The 18,854-nt window shown below is 40.0% G+C and carries 16 protein-coding genes and 1 tRNA gene; 2 read left to right on the top strand and 15 right to left on the bottom strand.

Going from position 1 to position 18,854, the window contains the following annotated elements:
• Positions 1-13: 13 nt before the first annotated feature.
• The 8 genes from ACYSNU_RS06270 to ACYSNU_RS06235 form a co-directional block, all read right to left on the bottom strand.
• Positions 14-937 carry a carbohydrate ABC transporter permease gene (locus ACYSNU_RS06270; RefSeq protein ID WP_461736337.1) on the bottom strand — a complete coding sequence of 308 codons (924 nt, stop codon included), beginning with the start codon at positions 935-937 and terminating at the stop codon, positions 14-16.
• A 13-nt stretch (positions 938-950) separates the two neighbouring features.
• On the bottom strand, positions 951-1,913 hold the full coding sequence (locus tag ACYSNU_RS06265; protein WP_265458311.1) for an ABC transporter permease: 963 nt from the start codon (positions 1,911-1,913) through the stop codon (positions 951-953).
• Positions 1,914-2,295: 382 nt separating this feature from the next.
• Positions 2,296-2,368, bottom strand: a tRNA-Lys gene (locus ACYSNU_RS06260).
• Between the two features lie 271 nt (positions 2,369-2,639).
• Positions 2,640-3,548, bottom strand: a complete 909-nt coding sequence (locus ACYSNU_RS06255; protein WP_461736336.1) for an ROK family protein — start codon at positions 3,546-3,548, stop codon at positions 2,640-2,642.
• Between the two features lie 111 nt (positions 3,549-3,659).
• Entirely contained in the window at positions 3,660-5,672 is a 2,013-nt protein-coding gene (locus ACYSNU_RS06250) for a beta-galactosidase (protein WP_461736335.1), read from the bottom strand.
• A 27-nt stretch (positions 5,673-5,699) separates the two neighbouring features.
• Entirely contained in the window at positions 5,700-6,932 is a 1,233-nt protein-coding gene (locus ACYSNU_RS06245; protein ID WP_461736334.1) for an MFS transporter, read from the bottom strand.
• A gap of 105 nt (positions 6,933-7,037) precedes the next feature.
• Positions 7,038-8,117, bottom strand: coding sequence for a helix-turn-helix domain-containing protein (locus ACYSNU_RS06240; protein ID WP_461736333.1), 1,080 nt, complete (start codon positions 8,115-8,117; stop codon positions 7,038-7,040).
• A gap of 415 nt (positions 8,118-8,532) precedes the next feature.
• Positions 8,533-8,919 (bottom strand): MerR family transcriptional regulator, encoded by a 387-nt coding sequence (locus tag ACYSNU_RS06235; protein ID WP_461736332.1) that lies wholly within the window; start codon positions 8,917-8,919, stop codon positions 8,533-8,535.
• Positions 8,920-9,259: 340 nt separating this feature from the next.
• Between ACYSNU_RS06235 and ACYSNU_RS06230 the strand changes: the two genes are divergently transcribed.
• The gene (locus ACYSNU_RS06230) at positions 9,260-10,090 is read left to right on the top strand and encodes a C39 family peptidase (protein ID WP_461736331.1); all 831 of its coding nucleotides are present in this window, start codon (positions 9,260-9,262) and stop codon (positions 10,088-10,090) included.
• A 104-nt stretch (positions 10,091-10,194) separates the two neighbouring features.
• On the opposite strand, the gene ACYSNU_RS06225 is transcribed toward ACYSNU_RS06230, so the two are convergent.
• The 6 genes from ACYSNU_RS06225 to ACYSNU_RS06200 all read right to left on the bottom strand — a co-directional run bounded on the left by ACYSNU_RS06225 (position 10,195) and on the right by ACYSNU_RS06200 (position 16,689).
• Positions 10,195-11,469 (bottom strand): diaminobutyrate--2-oxoglutarate transaminase, encoded by a 1,275-nt coding sequence (locus ACYSNU_RS06225; protein WP_461736330.1) that lies wholly within the window; start codon positions 11,467-11,469, stop codon positions 10,195-10,197.
• A 147-nt stretch (positions 11,470-11,616) separates the two neighbouring features.
• Entirely contained in the window at positions 11,617-12,102 is a 486-nt protein-coding gene (locus ACYSNU_RS06220; protein WP_461736329.1) for a GNAT family N-acetyltransferase, read from the bottom strand.
• Between the two features lie 57 nt (positions 12,103-12,159).
• Positions 12,160-13,269: a 5-methyltetrahydropteroyltriglutamate--homocysteine S-methyltransferase gene (locus tag ACYSNU_RS06215; protein ID WP_461736328.1), complete on the bottom strand. Its 1,110-nt coding sequence runs from the start codon at positions 13,267-13,269 to the stop codon at positions 12,160-12,162.
• Positions 13,270-13,338: 69 nt separating this feature from the next.
• Entirely contained in the window at positions 13,339-14,193 is an 855-nt protein-coding gene (locus ACYSNU_RS06210; protein WP_461736327.1) for an ROK family protein, read from the bottom strand.
• Between the two features lie 125 nt (positions 14,194-14,318).
• On the bottom strand, positions 14,319-15,977 hold the full coding sequence (locus ACYSNU_RS06205) for a hypothetical protein (protein WP_461736326.1): 1,659 nt from the start codon (positions 15,975-15,977) through the stop codon (positions 14,319-14,321).
• Positions 15,961-16,689, bottom strand: a complete 729-nt coding sequence (locus ACYSNU_RS06200) for an ABC transporter ATP-binding protein (RefSeq protein ID WP_461736325.1) — start codon at positions 16,687-16,689, stop codon at positions 15,961-15,963. Before ACYSNU_RS06200 ends, ACYSNU_RS06205 begins: the two co-directional genes overlap by 17 nt.
• Before the next feature lie 155 nt (positions 16,690-16,844).
• On the opposite strand from ACYSNU_RS06200, the gene ACYSNU_RS06195 reads away from it, so the two are divergent.
• Complete coding sequence (locus tag ACYSNU_RS06195) at positions 16,845-17,726, top strand: SPL family radical SAM protein (RefSeq protein WP_461736324.1); 882 nt, start codon at positions 16,845-16,847, stop codon at positions 17,724-17,726.
• 133 nt (positions 17,727-17,859) lie between these two features.
• On the opposite strand, the gene ACYSNU_RS06190 is transcribed toward ACYSNU_RS06195, so the two are convergent.
• Positions 17,860-18,840 carry a DUF4340 domain-containing protein gene (locus ACYSNU_RS06190; RefSeq protein WP_461736323.1) on the bottom strand — a complete coding sequence of 327 codons (981 nt, stop codon included), beginning with the start codon at positions 18,838-18,840 and terminating at the stop codon, positions 17,860-17,862.
• Positions 18,841-18,854: the final 14 nt, after the last annotated feature.

Below are 18,854 nucleotides of genomic sequence, written 5' to 3'. Positions count from 1 at the left end.
TATTTTTATAAAACTATTCTTTGACACCACCAAGCGTTAAGCCACCCACAAAATATCTTTGGAAAAATGGATAGGTTAAAGCAATCGGTAATGTTGATACCACCACAATCGCCATCCGAGCTGACTCACTCGGTAAAGCAGCTAGGCCGCCTTGAATCTGCGCCCCCATCCCAGCGTTACGAGCTAGGAAGTCTAAATTATTTTGAATTTTCATCAAGAGATACTGTAGCGGAACCAGTGTATCTTTTTGAATATAAAGTAACGCATTGAACCAATCATTCCAATATCCTAAAGCTGCAAACAAACTAATTGTTGCAATCCCCGGAACCGCCAGCGGCAACACAATACTCCGGAAAATCCGCATTTCTGTCGCCCCATCAATGCGGGCTGACTCGATAATACTATCTGGCACCGTTTTGATAAAGAAGGATCGCATAACAAGTATATTAAAAGGTCCTAAGGCTAAAGGTAGAATCAAGGCCCAAACTGTATCTTTTAAAGATAATAAGTTGTTGACCACTAGATAGGTTGCCACCATCCCCGGTGTAAATAACATCGTAATCAGAGCAAAGACGGTGAAAAATTTACGAAAGGGAAAATTCGAGCGGGAAATCGCATAGGCATATAAAGAAGTCATGCTTGTGTTGACTACCGTCCCTAAAACTGTCACAAAGACTGTTACGCCTAACGCTCTAAAAATTTTGCTGCTCATTTCTCCGGCAAAAATATACTTATAAGCCTCAATCGAAAATTCTTTCGGCCAAAAACGATAGCCCATTTCTGCCAGTGAGGCTTCCTGCGTTAGTGAAATCATTACCACGAAGAAAAAGGGCATAACACAGGAGATTGCAAACAAAGCAATTACAATATTAAAAATCACATTCGCTGTTGGATTAAAGGAACGGATTTCAACTTTATTAATTTTTTTCTTTTTCATTGAAGCCCCTCCTTTAAAATAGTGCTGAATCCGGTTCAATCCGGCGGACAATAAAGTTTGCAACCAATAAAAGTGCTGCCCCGACAACTGATTGATACAAACTAGCCGCCGCTGTCATACCTAAGTCTCCAGTAGCAGTCAATCCATTATAAATGTAAGTATCTAGCACTGACGTTACTTGATACAAGGCCCCTGAGTTACGCGGCACATTATAGAACATCCCAAAATCGGCACGGAAAATCCCGCCAATATTCATAATCAATAGGACCATCATCATCGGAACAATTTGCGGAATGGTTACATTTTTAATCTGTTGCCACTTGCTGGCACCGTCCACCATCGCCGCCTCATAGTAAGTCGGGTCAATCCCCATCACCGAAGCGTAGTAGATAATACTGTTGTAACCAAGACTCTTCCAAACGTTTAAAATGACAAAGATTAACGGCCACCAAGTTGGATCGTTGTACCAATTGATTGGATTCTTGCCGCCATTGGTTAGCCATTGATTGATAATCCCTTTGTCTGGACTTAAAAAGGCGTAGACAAAGTAGCCAATAACAACCCATGATAAAAAATAAGGCAGTAAAGACATCGTATGATAGACCTTCACCAATTTTTTATTGCGCAATTCACTCATAACAATTGCAAAGGTAATCGCAAAAAACAGGTTAAAAGCCAAAAAAACAATGTTGTATAATAGCGTATTGCGGGTAATCAGCCACGCATCACTCGAGGCAAATAAGAATTTAAAATTCTCAAAGCCAACCCACGGGCTACTCAGCAAACTATCAATAAAACCGTTTGGTGAAATATGAAAGTCCTTAAATGCAACCACATTGGCAAAAACTGGTATATAAAAGAAGAAAATAAACCAGATAAATCCCGGCAGCGCCATCAAAATCAACGCCTTATAGCGCCAAACATTCTGCCAAAACCCCTTTTTCTTTTTTTTGTTCATCCCTCCAGCTCCTTTCATGAGAAATGATACCGCTTCCCAAAAGAGATAGTAATGAACAAATTTAAGGTATCATGAAACAAATTAAAGAAGTTAACGGGAAATTTTTTTACGAGGCTGTGAGACTAGTTAAAACAGAACTGATTTTTCCGAACATTATCGGTAAGCATCGCCAATTATTGAGAAATTGCGATGAGAACCTATTGGACCACAGTCTGGCATGTACTTTCTGTATTGAGTTACCAATGGATTCCAGAGACAAATACAATTTAAATCGAGATTCCATCTGTTAACAAGACTAAGGCCCCAACCATTTTTGAGGGCAAAAAAATAGAACAGCGCAAATTGTTTTCTAAATGCTTTCGCACCAACAATTTGCCTGTTCCGTGGGTTTGGCACCCAATGCCCCCTGTAGGGCTCGAACCTACGACCCATAGATTAAGAGTCTACTGCTCTACCAACTGAGCTAAGGAGGCGTTATTCAAAAATCGTACTTTAATATCTTAGCACTTCATTTTTTAAAAAGCAACTAAAAATTTTAACAACAAACTAGTTTTTACTAGGTCATCTAAAGCCTGATTTCCCTTTCACAGGTGAGTATGAATCACTCGGGATTTTCATTAAAACTGCTGACACTTTTTTATCAGCAGTTTTAATGATCTCTTTATAATTTTTCAATGCAGTTCAAAAAAATTCAGCTCTTATTAACTCTATATTTCAAAAATCCCTTGCGATATAACCTTCCCCTCAAGCCAAATCCTTCTCCAAAAACAACTGATAAATAGCTCCTAACAAGTTGGCTTGGCTTCTAAAAGCACAGCTTTGAATTTCCATTGGATAAAAGGAATTTTTGAAAAAATCTGAGACATCCCGCAGCAGGTGATATTGGCGATTAATCTCTTCAATCAAAATTTCTTGGGCACTGATGCCGCCGCCAATCACAATTCTTTGCGAGTCTAAGGTTGCCTGTAGATTTAAAATCATCCAGGCGATTTCCCGGCAATAGGTTTCAAATAATTCCGTCAGCTGAGGATTATCTTTTTTAGCAATTGCCTGAAATACAGCGACACCATCACTATCATCGGTTAGTTGTAAAATCCCGCTGGCCCTTTTAATAAAATAGACCGCTGAAGTCGTATAAGCAATCACATTTTCCATTTCAGCAGGTGCAGGTGTCCGTAAAAGAAAACTCAGTTCCCCCGCTTGAAAATGATTACCCTGCACTAATTTGCCGTCGACAATAATTCCACCACCAATGCCTGTGCCTAAAACAATAGCTGCTCCATTGGCCACGCCTTTTAGATTGCCTAGCCATAATTCAGCTAAAGCAGCAGCCTTGCCATCATTACTGACTGCGCATTCTAAACCAAAACGCTCGCTGAAAAATTTCTTAAAGGAAAATTCATGTAAAAAAGGCAGGGCCCCACCGTTATAAATAATCCCCGTTGTCGGATCGACGCGTCCCGGGCAACTGATTCCCACACCTTTGATTACTTCTTGAACAGGTAGAACGACTTCTTGAATGGCTATCAATAAATCCTCTAAATTGTGGGGCGTTTTAAATTTATTTTCTTTTTCAATATTACCTGAATGATCAATGGTCGCGTGTTTGACAAAAGTCCCGCCGATGTCAATTGCTAAATATCCATGTGCCATCTTGTCAGCTCCTTCACTAAAAAGTAAGCTGTGATTTCACCACCCTCTGAGAAAATCACAGCTTACTTTTATTTTAACGATTTTATTGATTGAAATAAAGCTTTGCTTGGGTTATTCCTCGATAATGACAACATCCCAAGGAGCGATGGTGATTGGATTGCCGGCTTCAATTAAGCCGTCAGTCCGCAGTAGTTTGCCACTGACTGGTGCGGTGACTTCAGCCGTTTCTTTTGCATAATTGAAGAAGAAATTGATTTTTTTGCCCTCGTCATTATAACCGCTCTTTTGAATGAGAGGAAATGTCAGCTCTGTTAACTGATAGTCAAAAATTTTGGTGAAAACACTTTGGATCAGCTGCTTCATACCGCTGTCTTCTAATAAGCAACCGAGATAGACTGCCGTACCTTGTCCTTTGTGATTGAGGGTGATAGCCGTTTTCTCAGTGAATTGTGAATTGTCATACTGAGCCAAGACTTGCGCCTGGCCAGCCTCCAGCATTTCCATAAAGCCGATAACTTTGGTGGCTTCTGTAAAATCAAAAAATTCGCTTTGCAGATAAATATCTTGAGGAATCGCAAATTGATTGTAATGCATACCTAAAGTCTCCTGCAAGTTATGAGGCGTGCCATTGCTGGAAATTTTTACATGTTCATTTGCCACAGCTGTCTTAAAGCCGGTTAAAAGCTTACCACCTTTTTCCACAAAATCTGCCAATTTTTCAAAAATTTCGTCAGCACCAGCATATAAAGCTGGAACAACTAAAATCTCATAATCTGTCCAGTTCTCGACATCTGGGGACACAATATCGACTTCGATATTCAATTGATACAGTTGTGTATAAAATGCTTTGACGATATCATTGTAAGTAATGCTAGATTGAAAAGCGGCATTTAAATCCACCGGAAACCAATTTAAAGCAGTCAATGCTTCATTGCTGACAACTAAGGCAACATTGTTTTTCTTTTTCAAGTTGACAAGTTTTGGTGATAGTTTTTGAAACTCACTGCCGATTTTAATCGCTTCTGTATAGGTCGCATTTTCTTTAAAATCATGGCTAAGCAGGCCTCGCCAATAGGACTCGGCTGAATTATGAATCGAATGCCAGTGCCAATACATCACACCATTGGCTCCAGAAGCTACGTGACTATAGGCTTGTAATAGTAATTGGTTTTGGTACGGCGTCCACTGGGGAAAGCCTTGCGCTTCTGTTTCCATCACCAAATAATTATTTTTTTTCAAATTACGAGTGATATCGCCACAAAAGGCAATTTCTTGACCAGTCAGTTGAGCTTGCGTTGGATGATAAATATCGCAACTGGCAATGGTGGTTGCCTTGGCTGCCTTAAAGTGATTGACTTCCGGCTGCACACCATATGAATAGCCCCGCCATTCAAAGTCAAAGTTTTGGGTGACGAATTGGTCCTCCCGTTTATATTCGCTGACAATATCTGCCTGCCATTGAAGAAAACGATCGACTAATAGCCGTTGAAATTTCTCAAACTCTGCTCCTAAACTGCCGTTAATCGTCCCGTTGACATCGGGAAAATTTTCCCACGAATCAATGCGATTGCTCCAATAATCCAAGCCGAATTCCGCATTTAATTTACCCAAATCATTGTCGAACTCGTCTTTTAAATATTCGACAAATTCTTTTTGGACATTTTTACTAGATGACCCGTAGGCCTTGGTTTCATTGTCAATTTGAAAGCCGATAACGTTAGCGTGATGAGCAGTTCGTTCAATTAATTTGCGAATAATTCTTTCAGCGTAGCGTAAATAAGTAGCATTGGTGATATCCATTGACTGCCGTGGTCCGTAGATTGCCCGACCACTATTTTTTCTGGACACCATCACATTTGAGTCTAGTTCAACTAACCAGCTGGGAACAGCATAAGTCGGTGTGCCGATGATAACTTCAATGCCGGCTTTAGCCATTTCGTCAATCACTAAATCAACGGTCGAAAAATCAAATTTTCCAGGGGCTTTTTCATAAGTAGACCAAGTCGATTCTGCGATGCGCACTACATTGATACCGGCTTTTTTCATCATCGCAATATCTTCTTGTAGACGGTCATAGGGTAAGTATTCATAATAATAGGCAACGCCATAAATAATTTTTTCCATTGTTATTTCCTCCAGAGGTTTCTTGTTTTATTTAAGCTCACTGATTACTTCTAATTCTTCTTCAATACTCATTGGCGTTTCACCCGAGTCATCCGATTTCAGATACTTGGCAGCAAAAAGATAAATAATGCTTAAAACAAATGCCATGATACCGCAAATCAGCAGGGTAAAGCTGGCACTAGTATTCCCTAAAAGTCCGCCGATAAAAGCTAAGACATAGGGCGATAAGTAGCAGCCGATATTACAAAAAACCATTGAAATTGACACTGCTAAATTTGCTGAATTCTTTGGCGCTCGCTCCATAACAATCCCAAATGCAAAGGGAATAAAGAGGGACGAGCCCAAGCCTGTTAAAGCTAAAATAACCGTGAACATCACAATATTAGTAGCGAAGGAAATTCCGATAAAGCCTAAGGAAATAATTAAATAGGCGATGAATAGAGTATATTGTTTAGTATATTTCACAATATTGCCATAAAAGAAACTCGCGACAAAACTGACCAAACTAGAAACGGATAAGGCCGTTCCTAAAAATTCTGGATTGGCCATATTTTGCTCTTGAACTAAAGCAGTTGCCTTTAAGCTAGTTGCCATCAAAATAACAAAGGTAAATAATATGGCACAGGATTCAATGACGACAAAGCGATTCAAGCACTGTTTTGGTTTTTCAACTTGGCCATTGACCACCGTCGTCTCAGGCTTAGTATCCGGAATAAAGATAAAAAATAAAACGAAGGAAACAATCGCTAAAAAGTAAATCGCAAAGGCATAATGCCAGTTATAATTCACCAAAATCCCGGCAATAAAGGTTGTAAAGGTCTGTCCCAAACTTTGAACCGCCGCTTGATAACCTAGCATTTTATTACGGGTATCACCGGTGTAAAATTCATTGATTAAACTCACTGCCAGTGAATTGAACATGCCTAGTCCTGCTCCTAAAACTAAACGCGAGATGTAAACCATCGTGTAGTTGTCTGAGAAAAATGGGAAAACGCCTCCAATTCCCGCTAAGACAATCCCCAGTAAAACTGTTTTCTTGGTTCCTAAGAAATTGACAATAAAAGCACTTAATAAAACAAAAATCATGACGCTGATGTTGGAAGCTGTTACCAAAGCTTCCACGGCAGTTGCGCTATGGCTGCTAAAGGTTTCCTGCATGTGGCTCACGGCTGAGGCAATGGAGCCGCCGGAAGTCAGCAATAAAGAAATCGACAGCAGAGCAACTTTAAAGGTAGGTTGTTTCGATTTTTCCAAATTCATCTGATTCTCTCCTTTTGAAAACGTTTTTTGATATCGCTATCATACAAGGTTTCACGCTTTCAAAATATAAAAAAACTAAGCTGAAATGGAAAAAACTAAGCTAAACTACTCCTGGCGGAACTTTTTTTGATAATCCTTAGGCGTCAGGCCCCTAATTTTTTTGAAGGTTTGACTAAAATGACTCTGATCGCTAAAAGCCAGCGTCGAGGCAATCTCCCCCAAACTTTTTTCTGAATAGCGCAGGAGATTTTCGGCATAACGAATTTTTTCCTTTAAAATATATTGCTTAATCGTCTGCTCCTCACCATTTTTAAAGACGTGCACTAAATATTCCGGTGTCACCTTTAAATCCAGTGCTAAATCTTGGACACTGATTTTTTGATGCAATTGCTGGCTAATCAACCGTTTAGTTTTAATAATTAGCGGATTTTGCTGACGTCCCGCCGCCAGACGAACCTGTGCCACCATCTTGGCAAAAGTAATTTCAATCTCCCTTAAAAAGAGAATCAGACTATTTTGATCCTGAAATTCCTCCAGTTGCATAATGCTTTGGTCCACCAATGTAAATGATTCTTCCGGTTGCAGACCGCCACGAATGGCTGCTCTTGAAGCCAAGGCAATCACACAGATACAGAGATTTTTTAAATTACGCAGTTGATCCTTCGCTAGAATCCCCGGTTTACCTGAATATGTTTCTTCAAAACTTTTTTGCAGCAATTCCACATTGCCTTGTTCGATACTATCCATCTCCCGCAGTTCTTGATCGTAGGGATTGTGAAACTCAGCTAACTCAATATGCTGAAACAAGTCTTCTGTTGTTTTCAATAAAATGGGTTTGTGCTGATTAGGCAGACCTTGCACGGTAATGGCTTCTGGTGTTAATTCCCGCTGATTGATTAAAAAATCTAAAAAGATAATTTCATTGGCAAAAAGATGAGGATTGACAGTTCCTTGGGTCTGAACCATCACATACAATTGATCTGGCTCCTTTAAATTGATTGTCCCCCCATAAACCGCATCTTTAAAGACCATAAAAAAGGGAAATTCCTGAAAATCCAAAACCGCCTGCAAATATTCTAAATGGCTGTCGGTGGAGTTTATCGCGGTAACAGTTTTAACCTGCCGCTGAATTAAATAAATTCTCGCAGGTGTGATTTTTAACCATTGCTCCAAGCCAAAGTTCATAAAAATCATCCCTTCTGTAAAATTATTTATCCTGAATGCTAACGTGTCTTTTGCCAACAGGAAAATTTAGCCAGCCGTTATTCTAGCTTGCTACTGTATTGTCCTTGCATTTTCCCTTGTTTAAATTGAGTCTGTCTTAATTCACCTTAGTAAAACAAATATATTTTCAAAATGCAAACCAACTCCCGCTGTTTGAGTTGCACTTACCCTCAGAAGCAAAAAATGAACATTTGATTGATATAACTATGCATTTTTTTGAAAAACTTACAATCTCTTTAAAATAAAACTAAATTGAAATCTTGGTGCATTTCGCTTCTTATTACCTGAAAATTAAAAAAGCAATTTAATCTAAAAAATCTGCGAAATCCTATTAAGATTTTCGCAGATTTTAAATTTCTAGTAGTATCAAAAAGTATTAGGAATTATTTTCGCCTTCTTTCAAGCTATCTGGTTTTAAACTATTTTCATAAAAAGCAATCTTGTCATTCATCCGCTGCAGCGTCGTTTGAATATCCAGCAGCTTCACTTCCAAACTGTTTTTTTCTTCTTGTAATAAATCTCTTCTAGCTAAGACCGTGCTGTCTCCTAGCTGATATAAACGAATGTATTCAATCAGCCCTTCAATTGAAACGCCGGCGTTGCGCATGCATTTGGTGAAGTCCACCCAGCGCAAATCTTCTTCATTATAGTCCCGAATGCCACCCGGTGTACGATTAACCGGCGGAATCAAACCGATTCTTTCATAATAGCGCAGGGTATCGGCTGAAATGTCCTTTAACTCGCTAACTTGTTTTATATTCATAGCAATTACTCCTTCTGTCTAACCTAATCAACAACTTGATAATAGCTAAAGTATAAACTCTAGAGTCCACTCCAAGTCAACTGTTTTTGCTTTCTTTTATTAAATTTTTCCCGCTAGTAAAATTTTTATCAATCAAGCAAGCCCATTTTTAAGCCCGTAGCTGAGATAATAACCAACTACATATTTTTTGCCTCAAGAGCTTTTTTCAAGCTATCACTGAGTGAACTGAGGCAAAAAAATTCTCAAAATTGAAATACTTTAAATTAATAAAATTTTCCCCTTGACTTCGACCCGACTCTAAGCTGTAGCATAAACAAAAATGAAAGAGGAGTTGCGTAACATGACCCATTTTCTAAAAAAATACGTCAATAAAAAAAGAGCTATTCTAACGTTAGGTCTTCTGATTAGTCTAACAGCCTTGCTATTATTCAGTGAAGCCGATTTTGCGGCGCAGCCTGATGAGTTTATTGGCCACAAAAAAGTTGAAATCAATGCCAACCGAAATTTTGTAATACAAGAAGCTATTGTAGAAGACGCTCCCGTAATTGAGGAACAACCATTAAAGACAGCGGTTCGTTTAGATGTCCCCTTGCTGAATCAAATGGCAGAGCCCCGCTTATACAATGGTTGCGAGGTCACCAGTTTGGCTATGATTTTAAATTATCATGGCTTTGCCGTGACCAAAAATCAATTGGCTGAAGAGCTGCCAACCGTGCCGGTTCAAGATGCAAACGGCAATTACGGAAATCCCCATGAGGCCTTTGTCGGGGATATGACGGCCAACAGCGGCCCCGGTTATTTTGTTTACCATGAACCGATTTATCAATTAGCCAGTCAATTTATTGATGATTCTTATGAGGCAATTGATTTGAGAGACAGTAATTTTACAGAAATCCAGCGGCAGTTGTCTATCGGCAACCCCGTCTGGGTGATTACCACCACAACTTTTGCCGAGACGGGTGATAATTTTACTTGGCAGACTGCAACTGGCGAGGTATCAGTTTCGATGTCTGAGCACAGTGTCGTTTTAACCGGCTATAACCAAAATGAAATTTATTTAAACGACTCTTATGGCAATCAAGATTATGCGACTGATTTACAAGACTTCATCGCCTCTTGGGAGCAGATGGGCCGCCAAGCCGTTGTGATTACTGAAGTTTCTGAAGTTTAATAAAAAAGATAGCCCAGCTGTCCCGATTGAAACTTTAATCGAGATGGCGGGCTATCTTTTAGGTTTAAACAGGAAAATTTTCTTGATTAATCGTTGCTAATTAATCATGACACCTTGCAGATATGTCTTTCCTCTTGTAAAACTGTCGCAACTGCAGAAAAAATTATCTTTAGACCAGCTCTTAGTTGCGCTTCCGGAATTGTCAGCGGTGGTAAAATTTTCAAAACAGCATCTTTGCGGCCAGCAAGTTCGATAATCAGGCCTTGAGAGACGCATAATTGCTGAACTTTTTTGGCCAGTTGTGAATCAATTTCAGAAAAGTCAATTCCCCAGAGAAGCCCTAAGCCCCGCATTTGTAATTGCGGGTGTAACGGCATCAGCTGCTGAGATAAAAATTCTGCTACAATCTTACCTTTTGTTTTAGTCAATAGGGAGAGCTCTTGGGCCGCATAAAATTTCAAGGCTGCCGTTGCACCGACAAAGCCCAGCTGATTGCCCCGAAAAGTTCCATTATGTTCCCCCGGATTAAAAACATCCAACTCCGGTTTGAACAACACTAGGGAAAGCGGCAGACCAAAACCACTGATTGATTTAGACATCATTACCATATCAGGCACGATACCAGCTCTTTCAAAGGAAAAGAAACTGCCGGTACGACCAACTCCTGTTTGAATTTCATCAATCAATAATAATATGCCAAACTCATCACAGATACTTCTTAACCCCCGCAGCCACTCGCTGTCAGCTACATGGACGCCCCCTTCTGCTTGCACCGTCTCCAGCACGATGGCCGCTGGCAATTCTATACCAGAATGGTCATCTGCCATTAAGTCTCTTAAATTTTTTAGAGCCGTTTGTGTATCAATCGCTGATTCAACAAAGGGCAGATGAGTGACAAAGTTTAAGGGCACACCTGCACCTTTGCGGCTCGCTTGATCGCTGGTTAAAGCTAAGGCGCCTAAGCTCATTCCATGAAAGCCACCGGAAAAAGCCAAAATATTTTGACGACCAGTTACTTTGCGGGCCAATTTCAACGCTGCCTCGACCGCATTTGTACCAGTTGGGCCACAGGACATAATTTTATAGTCCAAATTTTTCGGCTCAAGAATCTCTTTGTAAAAAGTTGCAAAAAATTCTGTCCGAGCGGTAGTGTCTAAATCTAGGCCATGGATAATTCGGTCCTCACTTAAATAAGCTAAAATTTGTTTTTTGATATAAGGATTGTTATGACCAAAGTTCAAAGCCCCAGCGCCGGCAAAAAAATCAATAAATTCCCGTTGGTCAGTCGTCATTAAGGTCGCATTTTTCGCAAAGTCAAACTGAAAGGGAAAACTCTTAGCATAAGAAACGACGTTTGCTTCTAAAGACTGTATCACCATCAACTTCCTCCTTTTCGTTACTAGTTTAACTTTACGACTTGGAGTCAACTTTAAGTCAAGTCTTTTCTCAAATTTTTCGCTTCATTTTTTTAAAAAATTGAAAAACTTGCTTTGAGTAAGCTTTTTGCTAGGCTTTCTGATTTTTGTTTACTTTACAGATAAATCCAAGACAAAATATTGCGCTACTAAATCCCATTGAAACCCATTTGCTAACAAAACAGCAATTGAGGCCTGATTTTCTTTTTCGGGAGCTACAATAATTTTTTTAGCCCCTAAGCGAGTCAGTTTTTCAATTAAAGCAGCGATGATTTGCCGACCATAGCCCTGCTTTAAAAATTGTTCAGCGCCAATCAGATAATCCAAACTGAACACTGCCCCCGGCTGGCTAACCTCATACCAATCCTCCAGCTGATTCGCAAAATAGCAGTCATAATATTGACAAAAACCGATGGGCTGCTCTGCCAGCATTACAATAAAATGCTGGATCCAGCGATATTCAGTCTGACGGCCGCGAATTTCAGCCAACCAATTTTGCGGATGCTCAAACCAGACGGCCACATGAGGCTGCGTCAACCACTCTGACATCAAAGACAAATCCCCATCAGTAAAATCCCGTAAATAAATTGCTGCCATTTAGTCAACCTCCTAAAAAACACTTCAACTCAGAAATGAATTGAAGTGTCCAAATTTTTATTCTGCGTCCGGCCACACTGCCCGAGCCGTTTCAATTACTAAGGCTAGCTTTTGCCATTGGTCTGCTTCGGTAATCGTATTGCCCTCTTGTGTTGAAGAGAAGCCGCATTGAGGACTGAGACACAGCTGATTTAATGGGACAAATTGAGCCGCCTCTTGAATGCGAGCCTTCAGCATTTCCGGATCTTCTAAAGCAGCTGTCTTGGTGGTAACTAAGCCTAAAACTAAACGCTGGTCTTGCAAATTAGCCATCGGTGCAAAACTGCCGGAGCGTTCGTCATCGAATTCTAAAAAGAAACCATCAAAATTTTTGATTGCCAATAGCCGCTTGGCAATTTTATCGTAAGAACCATTATAGAGCCAGTGGGACTGGAAATTTCCTTTACAAAAATGGAAAGTGATTGCCATATCGGCGGGTTTTTTCGCCAGAACAGCTTCAGTGATATCACCAAACTCTTGAATTAATTGATCGGGGTCATAGCCATTTTGGGTAATCATGCCTCTAAAACGGTCATCAAATAATCCACCCCAGCTAGTATCATCCAATTGCAAATAGCGACAGCCGGCATCATAAAAAGCTTGAATCGCTGCTTGATAGGTCACAGTTAAATCCGCAACAAATTCTGCTAAATCAGCATAGATTGGTGCTTCGTTGTATTGCTTAGACAAAATCATAGAATCCAAGAAAATCATATTTGGTCCGGGAATTGTCTGTTTCGCCAGTACATCACCAGCCTGTTTTTTGGTAAATTTGAAATGTTCTAGAAAAGGATGGGTCGGGTCAAAGGCCAATTTGCCGCTGACAAAAGTGCCCTGAGCTTCTGTCGTGATGCCAAAAGCTGTCGTCTCAAAATCATAGACCGTAATCCCCTGCAGTCCGGCAATAAAATCTAAATGCCACCAGCGCCGCCGAAATTCGCCATCCGTCACAGCCTTCAAGCCAATAGCCTTTTGTTTTTCGATAATTTTGATGATTTCTTGGTCTTCGACTGCCGCCAACTCAGCAGCAGAAATCTGGCCGGCTTTAAAATCGGCCCGAGCCTGTTTTAAAACGGCCGGTCGCAGTAAACTACCGACTTGATCGTACCGAAAAGGAATTTTTTCCATATCCTTGCCTCCTAAAAAATTTCTTAATTATAGCATATATTTTGTGAAAAAATGAACCTATTCCAGATTTTATCCGTGAATTTGTTGATAGTTGAGGGCGGCACCGATTAGATTGGCATCATTTTGATACTGGGCCGTAGCAATTTCCGGTAAAATATATTCTACACCAAGCTCTTTTAAGCGCCCTTCAAGCCGAGTGCTTAATTGCTCTGCCAAGTCTGGGCGGGCAGAAATTCCGCCGCCTAAAATCACTTTCTCAGGATCCATCACAACCTGAATATCATATAAACTATCAGTAATGTTATCGTACATGCTATTGATGATTTCAAGCGCCAGCTCTTCCCCGTTATCATAGCGAGCAAATAACTCAACACCATCAATTGCTTCACCGGTCGCTTTTTCATAACGAGCCGCCATCTTAACAGCAGTTCCATTAATACTCAAAGTTTCACCGTTGGCATTTTTCATCATGCCAAACTCACCACCAAATAAATGGGCCCCTTTGTAGAGCTTGCCGTCAATAAAAATTGCTCCGCCAATTCCCGTTCCAATAACCACAAAAACGCTGTTCAAACTGTCTTTGCCTGCGCCCAATTCCATTTCACAAATACCAGCACAGTTGGCATCATTTTCAATTGCCACCGGCAGATTTAAATCTGCCTCTAATAAATCAAAGAAGCGGCCTTCATGGATAAAAGGTACGGCGCTGATGCCGTCAATTCGACGCTCTTTAACATTGACCGCTCCCGGTGCACTCAAGGCAATGCCGGTGACATCGCCGATTTGTGCGACCACCTTTTGCATTTCGGAAACTAATTCTGGATAGCTTTTCGGCGTGGGGAATTTACCGAGGGTCGTTAACTCCTCTGTCCACTTGCCAAATTTTACAAACGTACCGCCAATATCAAACACTGCTAAACTCATCTGCTCACCTCAAAAAAATTTTCTTTTCCAGTTATTTTACCACGTAATCGCTTGCAAGATATGCGGATATCAAATTTTTCGCAAAAAAATTTTCTCAAGGAAGCTCCTTGAGAAAATCTAGTTTTCTAGCTTTTAATTTTAAAGGTTCTCGGTGCGACACGGTAAATAATCACCAGGCCGATGGCTACATACAACAGGCAAATCACTGAAATTCCAATTACATATAAAAAACCAGTGAAACGAATCTGCGTATTCATGTAGGCAAAATAATAAAAGACCCAAGTAATCACTTTATACAGTGGACTTTTAACCGTCATATCCACCGTGAAGGGCTGGATTAAATAATAAATAAACAGCTCATGGAAGGAAAAGAGAAAGCCCAGCGCCACTAACAGTAGCAATAACGCACCAAAAAACTGCCAGCTTAAATAAAAATTATTCAATACCTGCAACAAGACAAACAAAAGAAAAATTCCTAAAATAATCATGCTGTTGTATTTAAAAGTCTGACGCAGACGGTAAGTGAAGCCCTTTAAAATGGTGCTGCCTTCTCGATAAAAAGGATAATACAGCATCGAAGAATCACAGTTAACAAAGAGCATCTGAACAATCTGTTTACCAAATGAGATAAAGTACATCAAAAAGAATAGCAGCGGTAATAGTTGCAGGGTTCCGCCTTCATCCAAATAATCAGTGATATTGAAAATCCGCAGGCCGATTAAAAGAACCGCAACCACTGCAAAACCGATTAGTAAATAGCGAATTTTTTTATTAAAGACCTGCCGATAACGACTAAAAAGTAAGGCATTCAAGTATTCACTGCCCTTTAGTTTGTCAACCTTATCATCGAAATTAACCTCCAGCTGCTTTTGCATCTTCAGGCCTGTACCGATATACTCTTTATTCTTTTGCAAATCGCTAGTATTGGCTTCATAAAAGCCAACAGATTGAACAATTGTCTTGCCAATAAATTCATTTTGTCGCGGATAACGCCACGCACCGCTAAAGCCAACAACAGTTAACAGCAGCCAGACTGGTACTGAAAGCCAGCTAGTATAGATACTTGTCAACGGTGCAATTAAATCAAAGTAATAAAGTCCTGCAATGACAGCTAAAAAGAGAACTGTCGCAATGACACCAATCAGCCGGCGCGTCCCTTTACTGAAGTTTAGCATATACAACCAACGGCAAAAGACAAATAATAAGAAATTCCCTGCTAGATACGATAGTGGGAAAATCAATGCCAGCGCAATTTTCCCAGCCAATACCCCATAGATCAGTCCAGTCAATAAATAAAAGACAGCACTCTTAAAAATCTCGATAAACTTTTGACCTAAGATAAACTGGTTACGGGAAAGGGCAAATTCTGTGTAGAAATCAATCATTCCTTGTGTAGTAATTACAGAAAATTGATTGTAAAATCCCCAGACGAGCACCACCAATAAAAGCCATAAAAAAGCTGCTTGCTGCAGTAGTGGTTGATTGAGCTGCATGAACAAATCAAAAAAATCACCCCCGTCAAATAACGTGACCATGAAAATTTGAGCCGCTACTAGCAGGACAAACACTAAAATTTTCTTCAGAAAAGAATAGCCAACACTCAGAATCGTCAAGAGAATTCCCAAGGCTCTTTTTAGTTCATAGGCCGCATAGATTTGTTCACTAATAATTTTTTTAAGCCCCGGTACTCGCCTTAAAAAATAAAGAAAGCCATTTAGATTTTTGGTCAGTTTATAGTTAAAAAACTGCCAATCTTCTTTAAAGAAACTAGCCAATACTTTCATCCAGCAGCTCCTCTCTATCCGTCAAAAGCTGCACCACTTCCTCTTCAAAATCTTGATCGTGAATCCGCTCTGCCGGCACGCCCCGCAGTTTTCCATGATGTAATAAAACAACCTCATCACATAAATCCTGTGCCAATTGTAAAATATGAGTAGAAAAAATCACCACGGATTCAGATTTCATTCTGATAATCATTTCCTTCATCTCATGGGCGGCCACTACATCAAAGGAAGTCAAGGGCTCGTCCAACAGCAAAACAGGCGGCTGAATCATTAAAGAGACTAGCATTTGAACTTTATTTTGCATCCCGTGGGAAAAATCCTTTAATAAGCGATGGTGGTCTTCTTTTTCGATGCCGACTGATAGCAGATAATCTTCAGTTCGCTGCACCTCTTTAATTTTGTCACGATTGATGTCCACAAAAAAGCGCACAAACTCATAGGCTGTCATAAAGCCCGGCAGATGGGGCGTCGTATAGACAAAGCCAATCGCCGTATTATCATAGTGCAGATTTTTTTGACCATCGTCTTCTAGATAAATTTCCCCACTATCAATCGAAATATTGCGGGAAATGCAATTAAACAAGGTTGTTTTGCCGGCACCGTTTCGCCCTAAAAGGCCATAGATTTTACCTTTTTCAAACTGAAAACTCGCTTCATCAAAAATAACCTTCTCTTCAAATTTCTTGGTAATCGTCTCAATCACTAATTTCATTTTTTCACCTACTCTTTCTATTAAGGTTAAGTGTACTGGAAGCTTAGGCTTTTGGATAGGAAATTTTAAAAAAATCTTTCAAGCTAAAAAACGGCATATCCCTTGACCTTGTCATAGTGTCAACCTTTATCCTCTTTATAGGAGGTGAATTGCAAATGAAACTAATACCTGCGAAAAAAATTTTGATGAAAACCAAAACCAAGGACTGGTTTGGAACGGATTTTACAATGAATTTATATAAAGGCTGTCATCACGGCTGCATTTACTGCGATTCCCGCAGTCTTTGTTATGGCATCGAAAATTTTGATCAAGTCGTCAGTAAACAAAACGCCATAAAATTATTAGCTGCCGAACTCCAACAAAAAAGACATCAGATAGTCATTGGGGATGGTTCGATGTCTGATTCTTACAACGCCTATGAAAAAAAATATTGTCTGACCCAGCAGGCTCTTGAACTCTGCGACAGACACGGCTGCGGTGTTTCTTTAGCAACCAAAAGCGACTTAATTTTACGAGACCTACCGCTGCTAAAAAAGATTAGCCGCCATTCTCCTGTCAATATCAGCTTTTCTTTGTCCACCGCTGATAATCGCCTAGCTAGGGAAATTGAAAGGCGGGTTAGTTTGCCTAGCGCAAGATTAGCTGCTCTAAAAAAATTAAGCACCAGCGGGCTTTATTGTGGGATTCTCTTGATGCCAATTTTGCCATTTCTGACGGATGACTGGTCGACACTGGAAGCCTTGATCTTAAGCGCCAAAGAAAATGGCGCTAGCTACATCTATCCTTTTTGGGGCGTGACCCTGCGGGATATTCAAAAGGAATATTATTTTAATCAACTCAAAAGAATTGACCCAGCGCTGCTGCAAAAATACCAGCGGCACCAGGCCAATCACTACTATTATCCAATTGAAAACGGCACTACAACGAAACATAAATTCGAAAACCTTTGCCAGGAGCTGAAGCTTGATTACACTATGGAAAAAATTATCAAAGCCTATCAACAGCCCTATCAATCAGAACAATTAGCCTTGTTTTAACTTTCTCTCAGTTGTCAGTCAGATTGATTACTGTTAAAAAATTGAAATTAAACACTTTTTAATGAAAGGTAAATTCTGTCCTAAAAATAGCCGAAAAAAATGATTCAAAAAGGACTAATAACGAAAAAATCACCTAATCTTGATTAAAAGCTAATTGTAAACTTTCACTACTTTGACTATCAACTAAAAAGACAACATCCGAGTTGAGATTGTCGGGAACCATTATAAAATAACCGCCACTCGCTTCGTCTAGTTTACCTAAGTTAAAGGTAAAGCTTTGTTCACTGCCCAGCTCTTCTGCTGATTCATCCGACTCTTCTGCTTCTTCTGAATAGCTTAAATAAATCACTTCATAGGTTAACTGCTCTTCAGCAGTTAGGCCGTACTCCATTAGACTTGTGGCAATCGGCTGCAGATCAATCGCTGTTGAGATAGTTAAATCATTTAGGATTGCGGCTAACTCCTGCAGATTACTAGTGTTGTCTGCCGTCAAACTTTGACTCCCCTCATTATTCGTCTGCCGAATTGACAATAGATTTCCCTGATAAAAGACTGGCAGTGTTGGAGTCGCAACCAATGATAGCTGATCAAAATTTAAATAATTGATTAATAGACTACCGACAGTAAAAATTTCCTGCTCATCAGAAAATTTGGCAAAATAATTATTTTCTCCAGCTGATTGGCCAATCAACAATTTTTTTTGCTGGTTTTCATCATCTGTGTAGTCTATTGTCAATTGGGGTATTGTTAAACCCGCTGTCGCCGTCGTCACTTCTGTTGATGGCTCCTGGCTTTGGTCAAGCGCTTGTAGCAGAGCCCCAGTAATCGCAGTCACCGCCCCCTCAGCTAATTGCATTTCTGGATAATCGACTAGCTGCCAGCGACCGGTCTCAGCTCTTTGCAAACTCAACTCTTCAGCATCATTCACATAGCTTAAACGGGACAATCCTTGATAAGAAATGAGTGAGGTTGTTGTTCCTTGAGACTTTTGTTCAGTAGTGTTCTCATCGCTAAAATAACCTCTGACTAACCAAAAAATCAGACCTGCAAGCAACAAGATAAATACAAAAACTATCGAGTAGCTCACCAATTTTTTTGTCGTTTTTTTCTCCATTCGCTATCTGCCTC

The organism is Enterococcus sp. LJL120, assembly GCF_054871765.1.
This window is presented reverse-complemented; position numbering and strand designations above follow the sequence as displayed.

Bases quoted from the DNA above. Each gene is read 5' to 3' on its own strand.
- ACYSNU_RS06270 (WP_461736337.1), bottom strand. From the start codon at position 937: ATGAAAAAGAAAAAAATTAATAAAGTTGAAATCCGTTCCTTTAATCCA.
- ACYSNU_RS06265 (WP_265458311.1), bottom strand. From the start codon at position 1,913: ATGAAAGGAGCTGGAGGGATGAACAAAAAAAAGAAAAAGGGGTTTTGG.
- ACYSNU_RS06255 (WP_461736336.1), bottom strand. From the start codon at position 3,548: ATGGCACATGGATATTTAGCAATTGACATCGGCGGGACTTTTGTCAAA.
- ACYSNU_RS06250 (WP_461736335.1), bottom strand. From the start codon at position 5,672: ATGGAAAAAATTATTTATGGCGTTGCCTATTATTATGAATACTTACCC.
- ACYSNU_RS06245 (WP_461736334.1), bottom strand. From the start codon at position 6,932: ATGAATTTGGAAAAATCGAAACAACCTACCTTTAAAGTTGCTCTGCTG.
- ACYSNU_RS06240 (WP_461736333.1), bottom strand. From the start codon at position 8,117: ATGAACTTTGGCTTGGAGCAATGGTTAAAAATCACACCTGCGAGAATT.
- ACYSNU_RS06235 (WP_461736332.1), bottom strand. From the start codon at position 8,919: ATGAATATAAAACAAGTTAGCGAGTTAAAGGACATTTCAGCCGATACC.
- ACYSNU_RS06230 (WP_461736331.1), top strand. From the start codon at position 9,260: ATGACCCATTTTCTAAAAAAATACGTCAATAAAAAAAGAGCTATTCTA.
- ACYSNU_RS06225 (WP_461736330.1), bottom strand. From the start codon at position 11,469: ATGGTGATACAGTCTTTAGAAGCAAACGTCGTTTCTTATGCTAAGAGT.
- ACYSNU_RS06220 (WP_461736329.1), bottom strand. From the start codon at position 12,102: ATGGCAGCAATTTATTTACGGGATTTTACTGATGGGGATTTGTCTTTG.
- ACYSNU_RS06215 (WP_461736328.1), bottom strand. From the start codon at position 13,269: ATGGAAAAAATTCCTTTTCGGTACGATCAAGTCGGTAGTTTACTGCGA.
- ACYSNU_RS06210 (WP_461736327.1), bottom strand. From the start codon at position 14,193: ATGAGTTTAGCAGTGTTTGATATTGGCGGTACGTTTGTAAAATTTGGC.
- ACYSNU_RS06205 (WP_461736326.1), bottom strand. From the start codon at position 15,977: ATGAAAGTATTGGCTAGTTTCTTTAAAGAAGATTGGCAGTTTTTTAAC.
- ACYSNU_RS06200 (WP_461736325.1), bottom strand. From the start codon at position 16,689: ATGAAATTAGTGATTGAGACGATTACCAAGAAATTTGAAGAGAAGGTT.
- ACYSNU_RS06195 (WP_461736324.1), top strand. From the start codon at position 16,845: ATGAAACTAATACCTGCGAAAAAAATTTTGATGAAAACCAAAACCAAG.
- ACYSNU_RS06190 (WP_461736323.1), bottom strand. From the start codon at position 18,840: ATGGAGAAAAAAACGACAAAAAAATTGGTGAGCTACTCGATAGTTTTT.